The following is a 23525-nucleotide window of genomic DNA, read 5'->3' on the forward strand; positions in this document are numbered from 1 at the left end:
TCAACATCTCTAAACTTTTTTGTACCTTTGCGGATGATTTTTTATAAAGAATTAATTAAAATAACATATTTAAGATGATGACAGCAAACGAAGTCCGTGAGTCATATAAGAAATTCTTTGAGGCTAAGGGACATAAAATCGTAGCATCAGCCCCTATGGTCATTAAGGATGACCCAACACTGATGTTCACCAATGCCGGCATGAACCAGTGGAAAGACATTATTCTCGGAACAAAAGATCCAGGAATGGATGTACGTCGTGTTGATTCTCAGAAATGCCTGCGTGTAAGCGGAAAACATAATGACCTAGAAGAAGTCGGCCATGACACATACCATCACACTATGTTTGAGATGCTTGGCAACTGGAGTTTCGGAGATTACTTCAAAGAAGGTGCCATTGACTATGCATGGGAATATCTCGTTGACGTTCTACATCTTAATCCTGAAGACCTTTATGTAACAGTTTTTGAAGGTTCAAAAGAAGAAGGACTTAGTCGTGACGACGAAGCTGCAAGCTATTGGGCAAAGCATGTTCCTGCTGATCATATCATCAACGGAAACAAACACGATAACTTCTGGGAAATGGGTGATACAGGTCCTTGTGGTCCTTGCTCGGAGATTCACGTGGATTCACGTACTCCAGAAGAGAAAGCAAAGATATCTGGTCGTGACCTTGTTAACCATGACGATCCACAAGTTATTGAAATTTGGAACATCGTGTTCATGCAATATAACAGAAAGTCAGACGGAAGTCTTGAGTCATTGCCAATGCATGTTATCGATACCGGTATGGGATTTGAACGCCTTGTACGTATGCTTCAGGGCAAGCACAGTAACTATGATACTGATATATTCCAGCCTATCATCAAAGAAATACAAAATCTTAGCGGAAAGAAATACGGATTTACCACACCTACTGGTGAGAATGGAGAAGGAAAAGACGAGCAAGAGAAGATTGATATCGCAATGCGTGTCGTTGCAGACCACCTTCGTGCTGTTGCTTTCTCTATTGCTGATGGTCAGTTGCCTAGCAACGCCAAAGCTGGTTACGTAATACGTCGAATATTGCGCCGTGCAGTACGCTACTCATATACATTCCTAGACCAGAAGAGTGCATTCCTTTACAAACTCCTTGCCGTATTGGTACAGGAAATGGGACATGCCTTCCCAGAGATTGCTGCTCAACAGGAACTTATCACACGCGTTATTAAGGAAGAAGAAGATTCATTCCTTAGAACTCTTGAGAAGGGTATCAACCTTCTTAACGGTGATATGGACGAACTTAAAGCACATGGACAGAAAGAACTTGATGGTACAAGTGCTTTCCGCCTATTCGATACTTATGGTTTCCCTCTTGACCTAACTGAACTTATCTGCCGTGAAAACGGATATACAGTTGACGAGAAAGGCTTCAACGAGGAAATGGCAAAGCAGAAAGCACGTGCACGCAATGCAGCAGTTGTTGAAAGCGGTGACTGGGAAATCATCAAGGATGGTGAACAGAATTTCGTTGGATATGACTACACAGAATATGAATGTAGCATATTGCGCTACCGCAAAGTAACTCAAAAGAAGAATACATTCTATGAACTTGTACTTGACAATACTCCTTTCTATGGTGAAATGGGTGGTCAAGTTGGTGATCAGGGTTCTTTGGTCAGTGAGAACGAAACTATCGAAATCATTGATACTAAACGCGAGAACAATCAGAGCATTCATATCGTTAAGCAACTGCCTAAGGATATCAACGCAGACTTCATGGCTTGTGTAGACATTGACAAGCGTGACGGAAGCGCTGCTAACCACACAGCAACTCACTTGCTTGACTATGCTTTGAAGCAGGTTCTTGGAGACCACATAGAACAGAAGGGTTCTTATGTTGATGCAACAACATTGCGTTTTGACTTCTCTCATTTCCAGAAAGTCACAGACGAGGAATTGCGTAAGGTAGAAATGCTAGTAAACAGCATGATACGTCAGGACTTGCCTCTTGACGAGCATCGTGAAACTCCAATAGAGGAAGCTAAAGAACTTGGTGCAATAGCATTGTTCGGCGAGAAATACGGAGACAAAGTACGTGTAGTACGTTTTGGTCCTAGCTGCGAATTCTGTGGTGGTATCCACGCACAGAGTACAGGTCGTATTGGTTTCTTCAAGATTATAAGCGAAAGCAGTGTAGCAGCAGGCATACGCCGTATTGAGGCTCTTACAGGCAAGGCCTGCGAAGATTCAATATATGCTATCCAAGATACGATTACATCTCTCAAGTCTATGCTTAACAACTCAAAAGACCTCACAGCAACGCTGAAGAAGTTTATTGACGAGCATGATGAGATGAGAAAGGAAATAGAGAAGTTCCAAGCTCAGGCTGTTGAACGCATAAAGGGTGAACTAATCAACAAAGCAAAAGAGGTTAATGGTGTAAAGGTTATCAATGCCGTTTTACCACTGGAGCCTTCTGCAGCAAAAGATCTTGTGTTCAAACTTCGTGAAGCAATTCCTGAGAATCTTGTTGCCGTTATCGGTAGCACATCAAATGATAAGCCATTGCTTACCGTTATGTTTAGTGATGATATGGTTAACGACCATGCACTCAACGCCGGTAAGATTATCCGCGAAGCAGCAAAGCTGATTCAAGGTGGTGGTGGTGGTCAGCCTCACTATGCTCAGGCTGGCGGAAAGAACCTTGACGGCATTAATGCTGCCGTAGACAAGGTTATTGAATTAGCAAATCTGTAGATCAGATTTATATAAATCTCACAAAATCAACAAAACCCCACGTCGCGAGATGTGGGGTTTTTATTTATCTATGGTTACATGTAAACTTATCAAGATAAGGCAATCAGATAATCTTAGCTTGTTTTTGTTTATCTATAGCTACATGCAAACTATCTATATTGAATATTTCAATATTAAAATTCATGTTAGCTAAAATGGCATTATTGAGAATGTCTTTAGCGTTTCCCTACATAGGGTTTTCGAAAAAATAAGCGTCTAAGTGACTAGACACTGATTATCAGTATAGTATGGTACAAATCTGCATTCATCAAATGTCGCAGCAATGTCACTTGTCTTAATACTAAATTCATAGATTACTGATATATATATAAATACTGCATTATCTATGAAAAAATCATTTCTTAGTAAAGCCTTTTCTGTTTCTAGAAACATGATTTGCGTTTCTATATAGAAACGTTTCCATTTCTACGATCAAACGTTTGCGTTTCTACGACATAAAGTTTGCGTTTCATCGATCAAACGTTTCCGTTTCTACGTAGAAAAGTCCTTGATATTTGACATATCTACGTCAGTAAGTTTTTAAAAAAGAGTATCTAATACGTTGATTATCAAGCACTAGATATTTCAACGCTTATTAATTTGCAAAACCTATGTAGAGTTTTAAATATTAACTAAGTATGCGCCTAATACATATAGGAACAATTAAGTAATTGTATTTATATATATAATGTACGCATACATTATCGTTATGATCGCTTGATATACAGAAGAATATGAAAGCATATTTAGCAAAAAGTCGCCCTAATAACTCTTTTTGGAGGACTTTTCGTCAAATAATTCACGATTAAAAGCTATATATCAATAATTTTATATATCTTTGTAAACATAATTAGTACTAACCTAAATAATTAATCACATGAAAAGAATTTTATTATTCCTATTTGTCGTGTTTTCACTTTCAACAGTTGCAAAACAAAAGATTAAGAATCCTGAAGTAGAATATACTCCTACATGGATTGAAATTCAAGCTATTGAACAAACAAATGATGCAACGATACTGCATTGCACCTTACACAATTTGCCTAATTATGGGGTTCGCATTGACGACAAAACGGTATTGCAAGATGCACAATCAAGCAAAAGTTTCAAATTATTACGCACTGATAGTGTAAAGACGAATGAAGTGATATTGATGCCTCAGTCAGGTAGCAAATCTTGTGTTCTATATTTTGAACCATTAAGCAAGAATGTTAAACTATTCAATATGATAGAACCTGGTACACCGCCATATGAGCAGACTTATGGCATTCAGCTGAAATCAACAAATAAGAAGCAGTCAAATAAGACATTAATTGACAATCAAGCTAAGGCTGCAGATGATTATCTTAAATTACCATCAAAGAACTCTGATTGGACATTTGATCCATCACGCTACAAGGATTTAGATTTTTGTAAATCGCAGCCTGCAACATTGAGAATACACGTCGCCCATTTGCCAAACGTACTGAGAAAAGACTTCGGTGTTATGAGTGCAAAATTCGAGAATCAGTTCAATAGAAAAGAAAATATAATACCATGCGAACTTAATAAAGATAATTGTGTAGAATTTCAGATACCTCTTAATGCCCCTCAGTTTGTATCCATTATGCCTATTATGGAAAATGTATATGTGCAAGGAGGAGATACACTTGACTTATACACTACAGCAGAATGTAACTCGTATCGACGAGTGCGCTATAAATCTTTCTGTGGCAATAGTGAGTCGGCAATGATTAATACATTGATTCCTGTATTGATGAAAAAATTGATTAATAAGGAATATGATTATCATTTTATCGAAGGCGCTCTCAAACAGGGAAATGAAGGTGTAAAAAAGGCGCTTAAAGAATTATCTGATAAGACTATTGAACTGATTGAAAGTGATAAGATGCATCAAATAATACGTGACACACCACTTTCTATATATGGCAAGGACCTTCTTATGACATGCACCTTGTGCCAATATCTCACAACGATGGAAGATATGATGATGTACTATAATGGAAATAGATACATCAAAATTACAAAAGCAGACGGTTCAATAGAGCAGAAACTGGATAGCACATTTATTCCACTCGACTATGAATCTATTTATCGTCCACTCTTAAAATATAAGTCTTTGCTCTATGATAACCCATTGGTAATCAGCGAGAGTCAACAATGGACATTTCTAAACAGAACATTGTATGGACCTCTCTTCCTTAAAATAGGTATAAGATTCCACCCTGAGCAATATTATCTTTCAAAGGATATAAAGAAACCTTCTGAGGAGTTTAATATGGAAGGTACTTTTATGAATGACCTCTATATATCTCAGAAAGCAGCAAATAGATATAACTATTTGCTCAATGATTATAAATTGGGTAAATGCGATAGTACACGCTTATTAGCTGAAGAAATGCAAACCACTAATGATTTAATGAAAATGCACTATCCTAAAGTTGCCTATTCTGTGATGGATGGTTATAGAAATGTAGTTAAAACTACAGAAGGAAACAACACAACCAAAGACATAACAGAAACATGGACACCAGCACAAAAAGCTTTATGGGATAAACTGACATCTCAATATCATGGAAATTTAATACTAATAGACTTCTGGGGAATACATTGTGGACCATGCCGTCAGGGGATGTTGAATATGCGACAAAATGTAGAGGAAATGAAAAATGAAAAAATCAAGTTCCTATATGTATGCGACGAAACAGATTCTCCACGCGACAAAGCAGAGAAATGGATGTCTGAGTCTAAGATCAATGGTGAACACATATATGTAACATCATCAGAATGGACACAGCTACAAGCTATGTTTAGTTTCACAGCCATACCGCGCGCTGCTCTTATTGGTAGGGATGGGAAAATAATACAGTATACATTTGATGTTTATTTAAATATCGGTAATTTGAAAGAATTATTGAATAAGTTCTAATTTACAATTCATTAGACACGAAATCAATGATTAATTTATATTGCTGTCCGCTAAAGATTTATGCTTATCGAAAGTTTAGCAGACAGCAATATTCTACAATATAAAGTTTCTATCGCTACGACATAACGTTTCCATTCCTACGTAGAAACGTTTCCTTTTCATCATAGAAACGGAAATGATAATTGACATTAGCCTGTCACTATGCTTTCAAGAAAAAGCAATCTAACATGCTGAATATCAAATGATAGACATTTAGACGCTTATTAATTTGCAAAACCTATGTAGAGTTTTAAACATTAATAAGTATGCCCCTAATACATATAGGAATAATTAGTAATTGTATTTTTATTGATTAGAATACTTGCCAAAATACAAGATACACAATATTAAACTAAAACCTCTTGCATTTCAGAAGTCTTTTCTTCATATACATCCAATGTCACACGGCGTCCTCGCAACGCTCGTACAAGCGGATAATGAATAAAATACTTATCTGTGCTAGTATACCAAGCAAACCTTGAAATACGCTTCACATTTCTTGCCATACTATCCACCTTCTTTGCATATTTGGGATTAACAACGGTAAGTAAACGTTCGCCTGTCTGCAACTCCAAAGCCATCACAAGAAACGGCTTTACAATCTTGTCATCAGCAACTTTTACATTACGTATGGAAATCATTACGTTGATATCCCAACCATACTTTCTGTTCATTGCATCTGCCATACCTCTGAACACGACTCCATGTGGAGAAGTATCTTTCGTTCCTGTATAAGTAATGCTATAGTGTATCATTTCGTGCAAAAGCACATTCTGAAACTGGCGTTCCGTCATGTCATAATAATTACTTATGCGTATAGCGAAATCATACACTTTAGTACGTCCAAATCTGGTAACATGTTTACAAGACATGCTACCAAGACGAGTTTTTGATTTTGATAAAGCTAAATCGGGAAGAGGCAGTTTACCGCCAAAATAATCATTATTGAAAACGGTAAACCACTTCTCTATCCATTCTATGCTTACTTGCATAATTCTTTAATAAGGAAATTAGAAACCATAGCATCTGCACGATATATATTCTGTGAGAATCCATGATCAAAACCATCAAGAATCTGCAATTCACTATTTTTCCATATCTGATGATAACGCTCTCCATAAGTATATGGTACTACCCTATCACCTGTTCCGTGTAGAATCAGAGCTGGTCCATCATACTTTGCAGCTGTTTCATATATAGGTAAAGAGAAAGCTGTACGGATATAATCGCCACCCAACTTCTTACCAGCAAACATCTCTACACCTTCTGGAGGATCAAGTGGATCAAAAGACTTTCCGAAAACACTTCCTCTTATCGCATCTTCACGCAATACAGCAGCTGGAGCCATCAACACAACAGCCTTCAGTTTGGCACTGCCAAGCTCTCCTGCAAGCATACTTGCCACTACTCCACCCTGTGAGTGTCCTGTAACAGCAATGCTATTTACATAAGGTAAAGCTGCTACATAGTCATAAACCTTCTTAGCATCTTCAATTTCATTCAGAACAGTCATCTTTTGGAAATCGCCTTCACTCTCTCCATGTCCGTTAAAGTCAAATCTGATAGAAGCAACGCCATGTTTTTGCAATGAGTCTGCAATAAGTTCATTAAGTTGTCCACCCTTGTTACCCATGAATCCATGAAGAATCATTACCATTGGGCAACGCTGACCTGCAGCAAGTACTGGCTTCTGAATTATCGCAGCAAGCTTTCCCATTGATCCGTTTATAGTCAGCTTCTCTGTTGTTCCAGGAATAACTTTCTTAACGGCAGTAAGCTCTGTAAGAGTCTTCTCAACCTTATCAGATAATACAGAACCAAGAATCACGTTTCCATCCTTACCAATGATATACATTGAAGGAATCCAGTTAACTCCATAAGCCTTTGAGACCTCTGTATCGTGCCATTTCTTCAATTCACTTACATTGGTATATGTCATACCATATTTTGTCATGAGCTTTGTCCATGCATCCTTGTCGGTATCAAAAGAAACACCTACAAACGCTACGCCCTTGTTTTTGAACTCATCATTCATTCTGATTACATTAGGCAGATCCTTTCTGCAATCAGGACACCAACTAGCCCAGAAATCAACAACTACATACTTACCTTTCAAACTACTTAATTTGAAAGTTTTTCCTTCAGCTGTTTTCAACTTAAAGTCGGGAGCTTTTGTTCCTGGCTTCAACAAAGCTGTTGCATACTTAGTGTCTGCATCAGGCATGCCAAATTGTGCTTTGACAGATGTTGCGCATAGCACCAAGAGGAAAGCAATGCTTAATTTTTTAAATGTCATTTTCATATATAAATAAATTATTATAGCCTCTGTAATAATAGTTCTACAAAGATACTAATAAAATCTTTAGTATATTAAAAAAGTGCAACACCTTTAGACTTTATTAAAAATAAAAGTATACCTTTGTTGATAAAGTAGTGAGATTATAAGCAATATGATATCTTAATAATGAAAATTATAGTAATCACGACTCCCAATTTCATAAAAGATGAAGTATCTGTTATTCCTCATCTATTGCAATTGGGTGTAGACATAGTACACATTCGCAAACCTAGTGCAACGCGTGAACAACTTGCGCTACTATTGGATAGTTTACCTAAATGGTGCTACGACAGATTAGTTGTACACGATTGTCTTGAACTAGCAAATGAATATCATTTACGTGGCATTCATCTCAATAGACGAAACCATGCCATACCAGACAATTTCACTGGTAGCTTATCTATGTCTTGCCACAGTCTTGAAGAAGTTGAAATAAAGAAGGATATGGCAGACTATGTATTCCTAAGTCCGATATTCAACAGTATCTCAAAAAGCGGTTACAACTCTGCTTTCAGCAAAGAAGAATTGCACAATGCCATGAAACAAGGAACGATAGATCATAAGGTCATTGCATTAGGAGGTGTATCAGCTGTAAATATAGATACTGTGAAAGACTTAGGATTTGGAGGAGCTGCACTACTAGGTGATATCTGGGACAAGACTGAATTACCAGATTTCGACGACTATATTAAATCATTGATTGAAAGATAAAGAAGAAATTCGAAAACAGAAGAACAAAAGACAACTTTATGTAAGGTTATGGATAAACGACCTTTGCTGATAAAAAGATATAAGGACTACCATCCAGAATTACTTTACATAAAACAGAATTGAAGTACAAGCAACTGCTCGTTTTGTAAATAAAGAAAACAAAACAGCAAAAGCCTGCACTCCAATTAAAATATTAATAATATATCACGTATTCTTTTGAAGATCTATTTATTCTTCAATAAACTATCTACCTGTGCTTTAAGATCCGTCTCATTCAGCGCTACAGCCCTAACAACACCACTAGGATCAATTAGGAATGTAGTAGGTATCCATCTAATACCAAAAGGAGATGCATGCAAGTTCCATCCTTTCGCATCGCTCACGTTAATCCAAGAGAACTCATACTTGCGCAAAGCATTTTTCCATGCTTCTGCTGTACGGTCTAGTGAATATCCATAGACAACGAGTTCTGGATGCTCTTTAGCAATAGCCTTTACTGTTGGTATCTCTCTGCGGCAATCACCACACCAAGAAGCCCAAAAGTCTAGCAATACCCAATGACCACGATAATCAGAAAGTTTATATTCAACCCCTAGTGTGTCCTTAGAAATCACTTCAGGAGCAACATCACCTACAACAATACTATCAGTAAACTGCTTGGTTTGCGCACTCATAGCAAAAGAAAATGCTATTGTCCAAGCAAAAATTATTAATCTTTTCATACGCTATTATGTATTTTATCTGTTTTTATTTTCCACATCAAACCACAAACGGGTTGTTAATTCATCTGGTCCTTGATGAGCCACAGCAGCCTGATAATTGCTACCATTGAGACTTTGCTCTGTTACAGGATAAAAGAAACGACGTGGAAGCTGTCCATTATCAAGAACCGAAGAAGGACCTGCCTTAAGTTTAGGATAACCCAAACGACGCCAATCTGTAAATGCATCAGAAGCTTGTCCATAATAACCAATCCATTTCTGCCATCCTATCAGTTCAGCCCAATGACTAGCATCATAGGCTACAGAAGGCTGTGCAATATATGCATCTACATTTGTTCCTACACCAAACTGATTGAGAGACGCTGTGATACCTTTATCATAGAAGTCTTTCGCATCAGCATTAATGATACCTCTGGCAGCAGCCTCAGCAAAGATAAAGTTAATCTCTGAATAGGTAAAGAACACTGCTGGAGCATTATCTTTAAGGAAATAAGTACCTGGACGAGAAAGTTTATTGAAACCCTGACTATTAGCCTTATCAGCAGAAAGTCCGTTTGCTGCTCCTTCATAAGTAGTAACACTAGCATCAGAAGGAAGTTGAGCATATACTGATAGACGAGGATCTTTAATCTCTTTCAGTTTATCGATGAGCGTCTTAGATACGCGCTGATCATCACGTGTGCTGAATGCACTTGCCCAAGGATTCCATTGAGGAGAAGACGTGAACACAAAGTTTGCATTATCACTATTTGATGATATTAATTCAGAACGATTTGCATAAAGTTGTGCAATAATGCCTGAAGCAAGTTCTTGATCACGATCGGCAATCTCAAGAGCAATTCGTAGGCGAAGTGACTGTGCAAAGCGTTTCCACAAAGTAATGTCACCTTTATAGATTAGATCACCACTAATAGTGCCGTTTGTAGATTTCAAACTTTCAGCCGCTGTTTCTAGTTCACCAAGCAATCCCTTCAACACATCCTCCTGATGATCGTAACTAGGAGTAACACTTTTAGCATATTGCGTATAAGGAATATCACCAAACAGATTAGTAAGCTGTAAATAAGTCCATGATCTCCATATCTTTGCCACAGCACGATAGTTCTCATTTCCTAAATCACTATTTTCTACAGCGTTAAGGTCTGCAATGATAGTAGCATATCCATCATCCCACACACTCGTAAAAGAACTAGTAGAGACATTATAGCAATCAGGTTCAGTATATTGAATCTTTGCCCAATGCTGATCCCAAAGCAAAGCAGCATTATAGTTAAGATCATTGCCCATAAACCATTGAGCAGCATGATACTGAGCAGCAGAAAGCAGATAAGATGGCTGAGGATTCTCAGTTGCATTAGGATTCTTATTGATTTCTGCAAGTTGGTTATCGCAAGAGGTGAAAGCAAAAGCTATCACCGGAAGCAATAAATATCTATATATAGTCTTGATCTTCATATTCTTATCTTTTAAAATAATTATAAAATATCCTAGAATTTAATCTTAAGGTTTAATCCTATCTGACGCGTTGTAGGTAGTGATAGACTCTCATATCCTTGTGCATTACCTGTACCACGAGCGAGTTCTGGGTCTACATTAGGAACATCCTTATATATATTCCATAGGTTGCGTGCTGTTAAAGAGAGTGCTAAGTCTTGAAGCTTAAGGCGACGTACGAAAGCTTTCGGGAATGAATAAGAGAGTACTACTTCACGGAGCTTCACATAATCTGCATTCCAAACATTAGCCTCATCAATACTATAGATACGATGATAATACTCTTCTGCTGATGCAAGTGTAGTATTTTTTTCTCCATTTGCCTTTACGCCATCAAAGAGGATTCCATCCTGATAAACACGAGTTTTGCTTCCACTGACATTGGTATAGTATAAACCTGCAGAGCTCGTTGTATAATCGGGTGTAGATATTTGAACGTTGTTACCAGAAGCATCCCTGTAATACCAAAGTCCTCCATGCTCGGCATCACGACCAGGAAGCGTACTAGCGAGTACTCCTGTGTAACGACCCGTACTGTTTGTGTTAGAATAGATTTGTCCACCAATACTTGCATCTATGAGAACACTTAAACTCCAATTTTTATAAGTGAAAGTATTGTTGATACCACCTTCCCAGTCGGGCTGAAACTTACCAAGATTGGCAGATGTTGATGATACCTTTGGCAATCCATTGTCGTCTACAACAATCTTTCCAGCAGCATCACGAACATAGGTCGTACCGAATAGTGTACCATAGTCTCCACCAACAGGTGCGATAACCTGAATACCAGGATTACCAATCTGATAACTTGAGATGAGACCTTCTGGATCTAATTTGATAACCTTACTTTTATTTGTTCCGTAGTTAACATCAACATCCCAACGAAATTTTCCTGCGATAACAGGAGTTCCACCAACGAAAAGTTCAAAACCTCTGTTGCGAATGTGTCCAGCATTTCTAACCTGAGATGTATAACCACTAGCTCCTGTTGTAGCAAGGCGGAGTATCTGGTCACGAGAATCAGTCTGATACAATGCAGCATCAAAATGTAGTCTATTGCTAAAGAAAGCTCCTTCGATACCTACTTCATAAGAACTGGTACGTTCTGGCTTCAGATTAGGGTTTAATCCTTGTTTACTTGATGTCTGCAAAGGATTTCCACTAAATGCTGCCTCTGAAGTATAGACTGTTGCTAACTGATAAGGATCAGCATCACTACCAACCTGAGACCAACCACCACGCAGTTTAAGATAGTTCACATTGTTGCTATTAAAGCCTAGGGCTTGATCAAGCACAACACTCGCTGTAACTGATGGATAGAAATAGGAATTATTAGCTGTAGGAAGTGTTGACGACCAATCATTACGTCCTGTAACGGTTAGGAAAGCCCAACTACGATAGTTGGCAGACGCAGAACCGTAAATACTATACTGACGCAGTTTGTAGAAGTAATTTGAACTGACAAGTGGGTCACGTGAATTACTGAGCGTGTATAGGTCGGCAACAGCTAAACGAGGAGCCTGCTGATAGTTGTTTTCATATTGCTTGTTACGCACATTGAATCCAGCTAAGAAATCAAGTGAAAAATCATCATTCAATTTCTTTGTATAGGTTGCGATAGCCTCACTGTTTTGCTCCTTCACCGTATAGGCATCCTCCGAGTAACTGCCAAAAGGAGTTCCATTTGTTCCCCAACGTATCTGAGACTTTCTGCGATCCTGATACCAGTCTGTACTCGTCTTGAGACGGAGGTCTAGTCCATTCGCAATATGGAATGCTACATGGAGATCACCAATAAGACGATGACGTTCTTGCTGTTGAGTATTATAAGTAGTTGTCCAATAAGGATTGCTATAATAACTTGAATTCCAGTTGCGAGAATAATCATCTTTCAAAGAGTTCATATCTACCTGACGACCACTCCAAAGAAACTGAAGCATGGTCATGTTGTTACGACCAGACTGTCCAGGAATACTTGGAGCTGTATATACAATATAATTAGCTGTGGCTCCTACCGTTATAGACTTAGTTAGTTTATAATCTGTGTTGAGGGTTATGTTAGACTTGTGAGTCTCTGAACCAGGTACAATACTCAGTTCTTTCTCGAAGTCATAGCCCACACGGAACAGATAGTTGTCATCTGATTTTTGTATAGATATGCCATTGTTGGTACTAAAACCAGTTCTGAAGAAATCTTTCACATTGTTAGGATGTGACACCCATGGTGTAGCAATACGATTGCCTGATGCATCAACAGGACTATCAAACTGTGGAATGAGAAGACCTGTATTCATCTTCGGTCCCCAACTCTCGTCAACACCATCATTCACACCGCCTCCTTTACCATCAACATAACTGAACTGTCCGTCAGCACCCTGTCCGAAGACATTCTGATAGGTAGGAAGAGTTGCAGCAAAAGACAATTTGCTTGAACTAGTAAAGGTGACACCCAATCCCTTCTGCGATTTTCCTGTTTTAGTGGTAATGATAATAGCACCATGAGCTGCACGAGAACCATAAAGAGCCGATGCATTAGGACCTTTAAGTACGGTTAAATTATCAATATCCTCAGGATTAAGATCGGCTATAGCATTTTTAAAGTCACGACCCACATTCTGAGAATTAAGCTGAGAATTATCTACTGGGATTCCATCAACAACGAATAGAGGTTGATTCTCTCCTGCTATTGAAGTCTCACCACGTATTACAATACGGCTAGATCCAAGGTCACCTTGAGAGCCTGTGATACGAAGACCAGCTACCTTTCCACTAAGATTGTTAAGGAAATTATTATCCTGTGCTCTAGTAAGGTCGGCTGCAGAAATATTCTGTGCACTGTAACCAATAGCTTTCTTGGCTTTTGATATACCAAGAGCAGTTACAACAACCTCATCAAGACCACGGAAGTCTTCTGTTAGATGAATATCAAGATTACTATTGGTAACCTTGGAAACATTAATTTCTTCTTTTTTATAGCCTAGATAACTTATAACAAGCGTTGAAGGGAAGTTCTTTACATTGATAGAGAACTTACCATCTATATCACTTACAGCGACAGCTTTGCCGTCAGAAGTTGTTCTAAGACTAATAGATGCTCCAATAATCGGCTCACCTGTATTCTTATCCGTTACCGTGCCATGTAGTGTCTGAGCTATAGCATGACTAGCTAACACAAAGAGTATAAGTAGGGTTAGAGCGTATCTTCGTGATACACATAAATTTATATTTATCTTCATAATTTCTATACAATTAAAATTACATCGGGAGCCAACATGATAACCTGTAAATGGTTCCCTACTATATTTGGAATTTTGTTAATTCAATAAGTAAATGATGCTCCATCAACATTGACTCTTACAATCTGAGCTGTTATTGATGATATAATAGCTAATAATCTGAAAACCTCTTTTTACAACATTACCTATTATTCTCATTTTGTCCCTAATATATAGTATACAATATTTAAAAACTTTCAAACGTGTAGACGGACAAAATCTTTTTTGTGTCTGTCTCTTATTAAATAGAAATCGTGCAACATCGCTTGCACATTCGAATCATGTTATTTGTATTCATAATTTTAATTTTCAATTACAATAAATTTATTAATTTTCACAGTTGCAAAGTTATGGCGTTTTTCCTTCGTAAACAATACCGTCCGTATGGTATATTAATAACACAAATACGTTATACCTATCTACCATATAAATGGTATACAGAGAAATTACAACAAAGGAATTGGATTTAAAGCAAAATATTGTAACTTTGCCATCAGTAACTCAAATAAGATATTTGAATGATGGAGTTACGCTATTTCGACGAATATATAAAATCATTGATAGAAAGATGAAGAAAGAACTTGAAGACAGAGTACAAAAGGCAATAGATAACTTTATGCAAGGTTATGGATGCTGCCAAAGTGTTGTAACAGCATTTGCTGATTTATATGGTATGGATGATAACACTGCAAAGAAAGTTGCTGCTGGATTTGGAGGAGGTGTTGCAAGAATGAGAATGATGTGCGGTGCCGTTTCAGGAATGGTTATCCTTGCAGGACTTGACTGCGGACAGACTGAAGGCTCTGACAGAGAAGGTAAGTCTGCTTGCTACAAAGTTATTCAAGACCTGTTAGCGAAATTCAAAGAGCGTAATAGTTCTATAATATGTGCAGACCTGTTGAAACTCAATAAAGAGGATGTAGCCCATTCAAGCTACGAAGCTTCAGAACGTACAGCAGAATACTATCAACGCCGTCCTTGCGTAAAGAAAGTTGAAAGTGCTGCCATTATTTTCGCTGAATATCTTGAAGCAAAAGAAACTAACGTATAATATACATATCATCAACATGAATAAAGTTCTTATTACAGGTGCTAATAAAGGCATTGGATTTGGAATTAGTAAGCATCTAGCTTTAAAGGGATGGCATGTTCTAGTGGGTGCTAGAAACAAGGAGAGAGCAGAGAAAGCTATTCAGCAATTAAAGGCTCTTGGAGCAAAAGATGCAGAATGGGTGAATATCAATCTATCTGATTTGAAATCTCTTGATAAGTCTATCTCATTGATACAGCGCAATCATCCCGACTTGTCTATGTTGATAAACAATGCAGGCATACCTGGAGATATGGCATGCGCAAGCTATGACTCTGACATAAAGGATATTATTGAGACTGTTCAGGTGAATTATATCGGAACATATTATCTCACAAAGGGACTTGTGCCTACTATCGCAGCCAACAAAGGTAGAATCGTGAATATCACAGTTCCTGCAAGCGTGAATCCTTATTGGAATCCTTTAGCTTATAAGGCTAGTAAAGCTGCACAAAATGTGATGACAGAGACGTTTGCATTCGACTTTGATAAAAACAATGTTCCAGTAGAAATCTATTGTGTTCATCCTGGACCTACAACAACTGATCTTAACGGGAACATGCGTTTACCGGGATTCCATGAGCCAGACCTTGTTGGCGAGAAGATTGTCGACATTATTTATGACGGAAAGCGTCATCAGGGAGAGTTCATCGAGATATACCCTATTGTTGAGGAATAGACGCTGTTTGTGTCTTTGGCCAGTTCATGAGAAACAGTTTATCTGTTGCTCGTGTAAACGCAGTATATAACCAATGGATATAGTCTGGTGTCAACATTTCATCAGTCATATATCCTTGGTCTAGATATACATGTGCCCATTGCCCACCCTGTGCCTTATGACATGTTATTGCATAAGCATATTTTATCTGCAACGCATTGAAATAATCATCCTGTTTCAGCTTCATCATTCTGTCACGCTTCAGCGGAACATCTGCATAGTCTTCCATTACTTGCTCATAGAGTTTTTCGCTTTGTTCATGAGTCAGTGCAGGAGCTTCAGACATCAACGTATCCAGAATTACGATCTGTTCCATTTCATAATTGTCATAATCAGGAAAAGACAGCATCACGTTAGCAAAGTTAAAACCATACAACTCGCGTATATTCCTTACTCTGATCACTTTCACCCTATCGCCATTTGCGATGAATGATAATTGACGTTCGTTTGTTTCCAGATACTTATTCTTTACCACCATAAGCATATCTCCGGAGCAAAGCATTTCCTCTCTGTCCAGTATTGTGTTTCTGATACCTTGGTTATAAATATTAGCGCGCTTATTGCTTCGTGTCACCACCATTGTTTCATCAATGCCAACATCAGAATAACTTGAACTTATGCTTTCAACAAGTTCATTTCCTGGCATCATCACAATATCGGCAAAACCCGTAAAACTTATTTTTGGCAATTCCGTTGCTTCGTCATGCGTTATCATCTGCCTGATCATGGTGGCATTATATAATATACCGCTGTCCTTGCTCTGTCTCAGCACTTCATTTAAGTCACATTCATATACTGTTATCCCATAGCCTTCAAGCAGAAGTCGATTAAGAGCTGGTGCTTCATCCTCGCCAACAGGGGGCAACTGAGCTTTATCGCCTACAAGCATCATACGGCAGTTATCGCCCTGATATACATATTGTATAAGGTCAGACAACAAGTCTCCCGAACCGAAATCACCATTCAAAGAACCGTTTCCGCTACCTATCATTGATGCCTCGTCAATCATGAACAACGTATTCTTGTGCATATTGTCATTCAGATTAAACTTACCGTCAATACCTGAATAACTTTTCTCACGATAAATCTTCCTATGAATCGTAAAGGCTGGCATACCGCTGTTCAAAGAGAACACTTTTGCTGCCCTACCCGTTGGAGCCATTAGCAACAGCTTCTGTCCCAATCTAGTAAAGGTGCGAACCATTGCCCCTGCAAGCGAAGTCTTACCAGTTCCAGCCGAACCGCGCATTATCATAACGCAATGCTGACTGCGATCTGAAAGAAAGCGGGCAAACGTATCAAGAGCGTTCATCTGGTCAGCTGTAGGCTTGAATCCGAACTCTATAACTATTTGATTTATAAATTCCTGTGTACTCAATGCTATGTAGTAAAAACTTTTTTGTAACTTTGCAGCACAAAGATAGATATAATAATCGGAATGAAATTAAAAATCACTAATAATTTAATTCTATCCTTATGTATACTTTCCCTCGTTGTGATATGTTTCTTCTGTATTAACACTACAGTGAATTTTTGAAGAAGCAGCACGAATGAGATCAGACATTGAACAAATAAAACAGATATAAATTATGACAGACGAAACAGGCAACAAACCTCTAACTCTACCAAGAGTTACGCTACGAATAGCGCGCAATTCTATGTCGTTTGCAATCGTAGACAGCACAGCCATCAATGGACTGGCTTATGATCCGTATGTTGTAAGAAGTGGAATGTCTATGGCAGCCAACCTCAGAGAGGCTTTCACCAATAGTCCTATTCTGAGTCAGGGATTCCAACGTGCGCAAGTACTTATAGATACTCCCGTGATGCTCATTCCACTTGAGGAATTTGATGATGAAGATTCCGAATTGCTGTTTCGCCACACTTTCACTGGTCATGAATCAGACGAAATTCTTAATACCGTTTTGCCGATGCAGAATGCAGTAGCTGTATATCCTATAAACAAGGATATCAAACTAGTGCTTACTGATCATTTCAGCGATATAAAGATTCTGCCACTGATGCAACCTGTATGGAACTATATGCACAAGCGTAGCTATACCGGAGTGAGAAAGAAACTTTATGCTTATTTCAGAGGTAAGCAACTGGATTTGTTCAGCTTCACGCAAAACAGATTTACTTTCTGCAACAGCTATGATGTCATGAGCCACAAAGACGCATCCTATTTCATACTTTATGTGTGGAAACAGTTGGGACTAGACAATCGTGAAGACGAATTATATTTTAGTGGAACCATTCCGGAAAGAGAGGATCTTACCACAGAACTGAAACAATACGTACAAAAAATATATGCTGTAAACCCTACGGCAGAATTCAATCGCGCCCCTATTACACAGATAAAGGGACTGCCATTTGATTTAATGACTTTATTTTTAAAAGGAAGATGAGAATAATTACAGGTAAATATAAAGGACGCCGTTTCGACATCCCACGCACATTCAAGGCTCGCCCTACAACTGACTTCGCAAAAGAAAACATATTCAATGTACTGCAGGGATATCTTGACTTTGAAGATGCAAGCGCACTCGACCTTTTCGCTGGTACGGGAAGTATTTCTCTCGAACTTGCAAGCAGAGGATGCAAACAGGTAATCAGCGTTGAAGCCGATCGTGAACATTCAAGTTTTATACGTCAATGCTTCACCAAACTCAATGAGGATAAGGATATTCTTGTTCGTGGGGATGTGTTTAGATTTCTAAGATGTTGCCACCAGCAGTTCGACTTTATATTCGCCGATCCACCCTACGCACTCAAAGAATTACCAACAATACCAGAATTGATATTGAAAGGCAATCTGCTGAAAGAAGATGGAATACTAGTCTTTGAACACGGAAAGCAATATGATTTCTCTGAGAATCCAAACTTTGTTGAGCATAGAAGTTACGGAAGCGTTAACTTCAGTATATTTCAAAGTAGCGGACTCAAAAGTCTTACAAGCGATTCCCAAAGTCTCTGAATAAATGAGCGATGAGTGAAATCGCGAACTTCTTCTATGTCAATGCAATGTTCTTCGTCTTCAAGATAAATATTCTTTATTCTTAAAGCCATTTCTGTGTCATAGAAGAATATGTTTGATTCAAAATTATTCTCAAAACTTCTGAAGTCTATATTCGTACTTCCGCAGGTAGAGATATAGTCATCGCTCACCATAATCTTGGAATGATTGAATCCAGGTTTGTATAGGTAGACTTTCACGCCAGCCTCTACAACCTCTCCAAGATATGACTTACATGCCCACTCCAAAATCTTTGAGTCGCCATGCATCGGCACCATCAACCTCACGTCTACACCAGACAAAGCTGCCGTGCGCATAGCAAATAATATTGGTTCTGTCGGCAAGAAATAAGGAGTCTCCATATAAACATACTTCTTTGCCTCAAGCAATATCTTCACATATCCCTGCATAATGTCTGGCCAAGGCTGAATAGGACTGCTTGTCACCAATTGCGCCAAACAATTGTTTTCATCAATATGGGTGTTATCCGGATAATATCTGTGGTCGGTTATCAATGTTCGGTCAACGAAATACCAGTCAATAAGAAAAGCACGCTGTAATGCATAAACACCTCCACCCACAATGCGCAGATGAGTATCACGCCAAGGACGATCGCCATCACCTTTTATATATCTCATGGCAATGTTCATACCACCGATAAAGCCTACTTTACCGTCAATAATACATATTTTGCGGTGATTACGATAGTTCACTTTTCCAGTGAGTGCAGGGAATCTTACTGGCATAAACGGCTGCACCTTCACGCCTTCCTTCCTCATTCTGTCAAAGAATCTATCTTTAACTCTCCAGCAGCCCACGTCATCATATATCAAACGCACCTCTATACCCTGTCTTGCCTTATCAATAAGTGCATCGCTAATAAGCCTTCCTAATGGGTCATCGTCTATGATGTATGTATCAATATGAATATGATCCTGAGCTCGCCCTATAGCCCTTAACAAAGCAAGAAATAAATTATATCCGTCTGTATATATGTCTACTGAATTATCCTTGAAAGGAAAAGACATACTCTGATTAGCAAACAGCTTTAGCAGTGGTCTTGAATTCTCTGGCAAATGCAGATTGCGCTGTTCGGCAAATTCAAGCATACTGCGCTTAGTCAGTTCGTCAAGACTTCGCTGACTTATTATTCTTTCTTTTCTGAAATTCTGTCCGAAAAAGAAATAGATAATGATTCCCACAACAGGAATAAACGACAGCACCATCACCCACGCAACGGTCTTTGCAGGCTGGCGATTATCCATCAATACCGCTATCATCGTGAGAATGACAACAATAAGATACACCGTTATTATTATCCAATGGAAATATATCATTATTTATTCTATTCTTCAGGTAATATTATTATATCAGGTAAATATCAGATTACTTAAATCCAATCAGCTTATGAGTCTGAAGGCTCAACCTCCATTTTGGATGCAGCTTTATATACTCTATGCAAATCGTCATGATTTCAGAATTGCGCATCAGATTGCCCGTATCACAAGGTTGCAGATAGTAGTAATCAGCTTCTATATCAAATGTATCTGTAAGCATTCTCTCATCAAAAATACATTTCAGCTCATTGCATTTCTTAACCTTGACATTTGTCTTTGGCGAAACAGTAAACCAATCAAGATTTGCTGGCGGTTCCTTTGTCCCGTTTGATTCCATTGCCACTTTATAGCCTAGATCATGGAAAGCTGAAATAAATTCCTCGTCAACCTGTAATGTTGGTTCGCCACCTGTCAATACGATAAGTGGGTGTTCACTGCCAGTACATTCTTGCGTTAATTGCTTTACGCTATTCAGAATATCGTCCAGAATCATTTCTTTATACGCTGAAAAGTCGGTATCGCAGAATGAACACTTCAGGTTGCATCCGCTGAATCTTATGAACACGGCTGCCATTCCAGAGTTTCTGCCCTCACCCTGAAGCGAATAAAATATATCGTTAACTCTATACATCCTCTTCATAAATAGCTATGTTTCCATCACTTTCCTGAACAGAGGCTTTATAGCATGTAGGTATCTGTTCTGTAATCCATCGTGCTATATTCTCAGCTGTAGGATTAAACGACAGCACTTTGTTCAAGTCTGCATGATCCAGTCTGCCATGAATAAGATGCTTTATCTCACTGAAGTCAGCAACCATACCGTCACAGTTAAGAGTTTTCGACTTGCAATATACCGTCACGTGCCAGTTGTGTCCATGCACATTCGTGCACTTACTCTCATAAGAAAGAGTAAGATGATGTGAGGCTGATATTTCAAAACTTTTCTGTATGTAATACATAAAATTGATTTTATTTACTTGTTGTTATACAATTATGTTATTTCCCAGTTGGCGTGCCAGAGCATTTCTCATTTCTGTCATGTCCTTATATTCAGCCATAAGCTTGAAAAGGGTTTCCGAGTCAGACGAAGACTTTGATATCTCCTTTTTCAGGTCCCTTAAATGCTGCTCCACATAGTCCATACGGAAATCAAGCAGCAAGTGTTCAATCCTGGTACGCAGACTTTCGTCATCATCCTTTGTTTGTTGACTTTCAGACAATTTGAATCGTTCCTCAGTCATGTTTATTGCGATCTGACTTATCTTGATGTCATGATGATGCACAAAGTATGGTTCTGTCTTGAACGTTCTATCTTCACAATGTTCCACCGCCTCGTTTAGTATATCGTTATACGTTGGGTCATTGAAAGAAAGTTCATCTGCAGAAAGACTCAAGTTGATGTATTCAGCCACCGATAAGTCGAAAACATTTCCGTTTTCATCCTCTACATCATTAAAGACCACTCTGTCGCCATACTTTATCACAAGTTGTATCATGAGTTGTTCCACCTGTGTTGAAGCGACAGCCAACTGTGATGTCCCTGCCACATTCTGTGCATTTGCAGCATATCCAGGCTGTGCAGTATTTACGTCCTGTTGTGGCATATTAGAGTTTCTCATGACTCCGCTCTCCTTTCGTTCACGGATCATGTTGTTCATCTGATTAATCAGTGTAGCCTCGTTTATACCTATTTGCTGCGAACAGTCGTGCAGATAAGTATCTCTCAATATAGGGTTCTGCACCATTGAGATACTTGCCACGATTGAGTTTATAGCCTCCGAGCGTTTCAACGGATCACTTTGTCCGTCAAGCAGCAATGAAGTTTTAAATCTTATGAAGTCGGTAGAGTTGTCTTCAATATATTTCTTTAATTCGTCTGCCGTATGCTTTCTTGCGAAACTATCAGGGTCATCATTATCCGGCAACAACAGCACCATCAGATTCATTCCTTCGAGCAGCAGCATATCAGTACCTCTCAGGGCAGCATGAATACCGGCAGCATCTCCGTCATATAGCAATGTGATGTTGCTAGTGAAACGATGTAACGTATGAATCTGCTGAATGCTTAGAGCCGTACCAGAGTTTGCCACAACGTTTTCAATACCACTCTGATGCATTGAAATCACGTCAGCCTGTCCTTCCACGAGATACACTCTGTCTTCTTTAGCTATAGCCTTCTTTGCCTGATATATACCATAAAGTTCGTTACTCTTATGATATATTTCAGAGTCTGGCGAATTCACGTATTTCTGGTTCACGCCCTTAGTTCTGCTGTCAAGCACACGAGCTGTGAATCCCACAACTCTTCCACTTGAGCTTATCCAAGGGAACACCACTCTTCCCGAATATCTGTCTATAAGTTCTCCACGTTCGTTTTTATAGCATATAGCTGTTTTCAGCAGATAATCCTCTTTATATCCCTTAGCAAGGGCTGCTCGTGCCAGAGCATATCTATCTGTAAGGTCGAAGCCCAACTGAAACTTCTTTATGATGTCATCACGAAATCCACGACTTCTGAAATACTGCATACCCACAGCCACACCGTCAACATTATTGTGCAGCAAGTTCTGAAAGTATTCGTTAGCCCATTCATTCATGATAAACATACTCTCGCGTGCGCTCTGTTCTTCCTTTTCCTGGTCGGATAGTTCGCGTTCGTGTATTTCTATGTTATACTTATTAGCCAACCATCTCAACGCCTCAGGGTAAGTCATCTGCTCATGCTCCATGATGAAACTGATAGGGTTTCCCCCCTTACCGCATCCGAAACAATGGCAAGTACCTCTTGCAGGCGAAACGTAGAAAGAAGGAGTCTTCTCGTTATGAAAAGGGCACAACCCCTTATAGTTACTACCGCTTTTGCGCAATGTAACAAATTCCGAGACCACATCCACAATATTGGATGCATCCTTAATCTTCTCAACTGTTAGTTTGTCTATCATAGATAACGCAAAGGTAGCATTTTTTTTGAATACAAAATAATATTTTAAAGGCAAAGTTAATTATCAAACTAGTTCTTAGCCTATTTTATTTATATTATAAAGTTTGAGAACAGAAACACTCTTGGTTAAGATGTACA

At 38.7% G+C, this 23525-nt stretch carries 18 protein-coding genes; 7 read left to right on the plus strand and 11 right to left on the minus strand.

What is annotated here, in order from left to right; translation table 11 throughout:
* Positions 1–74 precede the first annotated feature (74 nt).
* Positions 75–2738, plus strand: coding sequence for an alanine--tRNA ligase (gene alaS / locus prwr041_RS01970; RefSeq protein ID WP_207154652.1), 2664 nt, complete (start codon positions 75–77; stop codon positions 2736–2738).
* Positions 2739–2993: 255 nt separating this feature from the next.
* Here alaS and prwr041_RS01975 read toward each other — a convergent pair whose 3' ends face one another.
* Complete coding sequence (locus tag prwr041_RS01975; RefSeq protein WP_207154653.1) at positions 2994–3170, minus strand: hypothetical protein; 177 nt, start codon at positions 3168–3170, stop codon at positions 2994–2996.
* A 484-nt stretch (positions 3171–3654) separates the two neighbouring features.
* Here prwr041_RS01975 and prwr041_RS01980 point away from each other — a divergent pair, with 484 nt between their 5' ends.
* Positions 3655–5706, plus strand: coding sequence for a TlpA family protein disulfide reductase (locus prwr041_RS01980; protein WP_207154654.1), 2052 nt, complete (start codon positions 3655–3657; stop codon positions 5704–5706).
* 386 nt (positions 5707–6092) lie between these two features.
* Here prwr041_RS01980 and prwr041_RS01985 read toward each other — a convergent pair whose 3' ends face one another.
* Both prwr041_RS01985 and prwr041_RS01990 read right to left on the minus strand, forming a co-directional pair.
* Positions 6093–6737 (minus strand): SprT-like domain-containing protein, encoded by a 645-nt coding sequence (locus tag prwr041_RS01985; RefSeq protein WP_207154655.1) that lies wholly within the window; start codon positions 6735–6737, stop codon positions 6093–6095.
* On the minus strand, positions 6728–8041 hold the full coding sequence (locus prwr041_RS01990; RefSeq protein WP_237072285.1) for an alpha/beta fold hydrolase: 1314 nt from the start codon (positions 8039–8041) through the stop codon (positions 6728–6730). Before prwr041_RS01990 ends, prwr041_RS01985 begins: the two co-directional genes overlap by 10 nt.
* Before the next feature lie 168 nt (positions 8042–8209).
* Here prwr041_RS01990 and prwr041_RS01995 point away from each other — a divergent pair, with 168 nt between their 5' ends.
* A complete protein-coding gene (locus tag prwr041_RS01995) occupies positions 8210–8794 on the plus strand; it encodes a thiamine phosphate synthase (RefSeq protein ID WP_207154657.1) in 585 nt (194 codons plus the stop codon).
* Between the two features lie 224 nt (positions 8795–9018).
* Here the strand turns inward: prwr041_RS01995 and prwr041_RS02000 are convergent, their stop codons facing one another.
* From prwr041_RS02000 to prwr041_RS02010, 3 genes are read right to left on the minus strand one after another with little or no spacing between them, the layout of a single operon-like run.
* Positions 9019–9516, minus strand: coding sequence for a TlpA family protein disulfide reductase (locus tag prwr041_RS02000; RefSeq protein ID WP_207154658.1), 498 nt, complete (start codon positions 9514–9516; stop codon positions 9019–9021).
* 15 nt (positions 9517–9531) lie between these two features.
* Complete coding sequence (locus prwr041_RS02005; RefSeq protein WP_207154659.1) at positions 9532–10971, minus strand: SusD/RagB family nutrient-binding outer membrane lipoprotein; 1440 nt, start codon at positions 10969–10971, stop codon at positions 9532–9534.
* Positions 10972–11003: 32 nt separating this feature from the next.
* On the minus strand, positions 11004–14246 hold the full coding sequence (locus tag prwr041_RS02010) for a SusC/RagA family TonB-linked outer membrane protein (RefSeq protein ID WP_207154660.1): 3243 nt from the start codon (positions 14244–14246) through the stop codon (positions 11004–11006).
* A 607-nt stretch (positions 14247–14853) separates the two neighbouring features.
* On the opposite strand from prwr041_RS02010, the gene prwr041_RS02015 reads away from it, so the two are divergent.
* Together prwr041_RS02015 and prwr041_RS02020 are read left to right on the plus strand one after the other, a co-directional pair.
* Positions 14854–15336: a C-GCAxxG-C-C family protein gene (locus prwr041_RS02015; protein ID WP_237072286.1), complete on the plus strand. Its 483-nt coding sequence runs from the start codon at positions 14854–14856 to the stop codon at positions 15334–15336.
* A 16-nt stretch (positions 15337–15352) separates the two neighbouring features.
* Positions 15353–16054 carry an SDR family NAD(P)-dependent oxidoreductase gene (locus prwr041_RS02020; RefSeq protein ID WP_207154662.1) on the plus strand — a complete coding sequence of 234 codons (702 nt, stop codon included), beginning with the start codon at positions 15353–15355 and terminating at the stop codon, positions 16052–16054.
* Here the strand turns inward: prwr041_RS02020 and prwr041_RS02025 are convergent.
* On the minus strand, positions 16038–17471 hold the full coding sequence (locus prwr041_RS02025; protein WP_207154663.1) for an ATP-dependent DNA helicase: 1434 nt from the start codon (positions 17469–17471) through the stop codon (positions 16038–16040). The genes prwr041_RS02020 and prwr041_RS02025 overlap by 17 nt on opposite strands.
* A gap of 211 nt (positions 17472–17682) precedes the next feature.
* Here prwr041_RS02025 and prwr041_RS02030 point away from each other — a divergent pair, with 211 nt between their 5' ends.
* The gene (locus tag prwr041_RS02030; RefSeq protein WP_207154664.1) at positions 17683–18501 is read left to right on the plus strand and encodes a DUF3822 family protein; all 819 of its coding nucleotides are present in this window, start codon (positions 17683–17685) and stop codon (positions 18499–18501) included.
* A complete protein-coding gene (rsmD, locus tag prwr041_RS02035) occupies positions 18498–19070 on the plus strand; it encodes a 16S rRNA (guanine(966)-N(2))-methyltransferase RsmD (protein ID WP_207154665.1) in 573 nt (190 codons plus the stop codon). Before prwr041_RS02030 ends, rsmD begins: the two co-directional genes overlap by 4 nt.
* On the opposite strand, the gene cls is transcribed toward rsmD, so the two are convergent.
* From cls to dnaG, 4 genes are read right to left on the minus strand one after another with little or no spacing between them, the layout of a single operon-like run.
* Positions 19022–20446, minus strand: coding sequence for a cardiolipin synthase (gene cls, locus prwr041_RS02040; RefSeq protein ID WP_207154666.1), 1425 nt, complete (start codon positions 20444–20446; stop codon positions 19022–19024). The two genes, rsmD and cls, sit on opposite strands and share 49 nt — an antisense overlap.
* 49 nt (positions 20447–20495) lie before the next feature.
* The gene (locus prwr041_RS02045) at positions 20496–21086 is read right to left on the minus strand and encodes a 7-carboxy-7-deazaguanine synthase QueE (RefSeq protein ID WP_207154667.1); all 591 of its coding nucleotides are present in this window, start codon (positions 21084–21086) and stop codon (positions 20496–20498) included.
* A complete protein-coding gene (gene queD / locus prwr041_RS02050) occupies positions 21070–21405 on the minus strand; it encodes a 6-carboxytetrahydropterin synthase QueD (protein WP_207154668.1) in 336 nt (111 codons plus the stop codon). The genes prwr041_RS02045 and queD overlap by 17 nt, the downstream gene beginning before the upstream one ends.
* Positions 21406–21429: 24 nt before the next feature.
* A complete protein-coding gene (dnaG, locus tag prwr041_RS02055) occupies positions 21430–23388 on the minus strand; it encodes a DNA primase (protein ID WP_207154669.1) in 1959 nt (652 codons plus the stop codon).
* Positions 23389–23525 lie beyond the last annotated feature (137 nt).

The sequence above is a fragment of the Prevotella herbatica genome (assembly GCF_017347605.1).
In the GTDB taxonomy this organism is placed as follows: Bacteria; Bacteroidota; Bacteroidia; order Bacteroidales; family Bacteroidaceae; genus Prevotella; species Prevotella herbatica.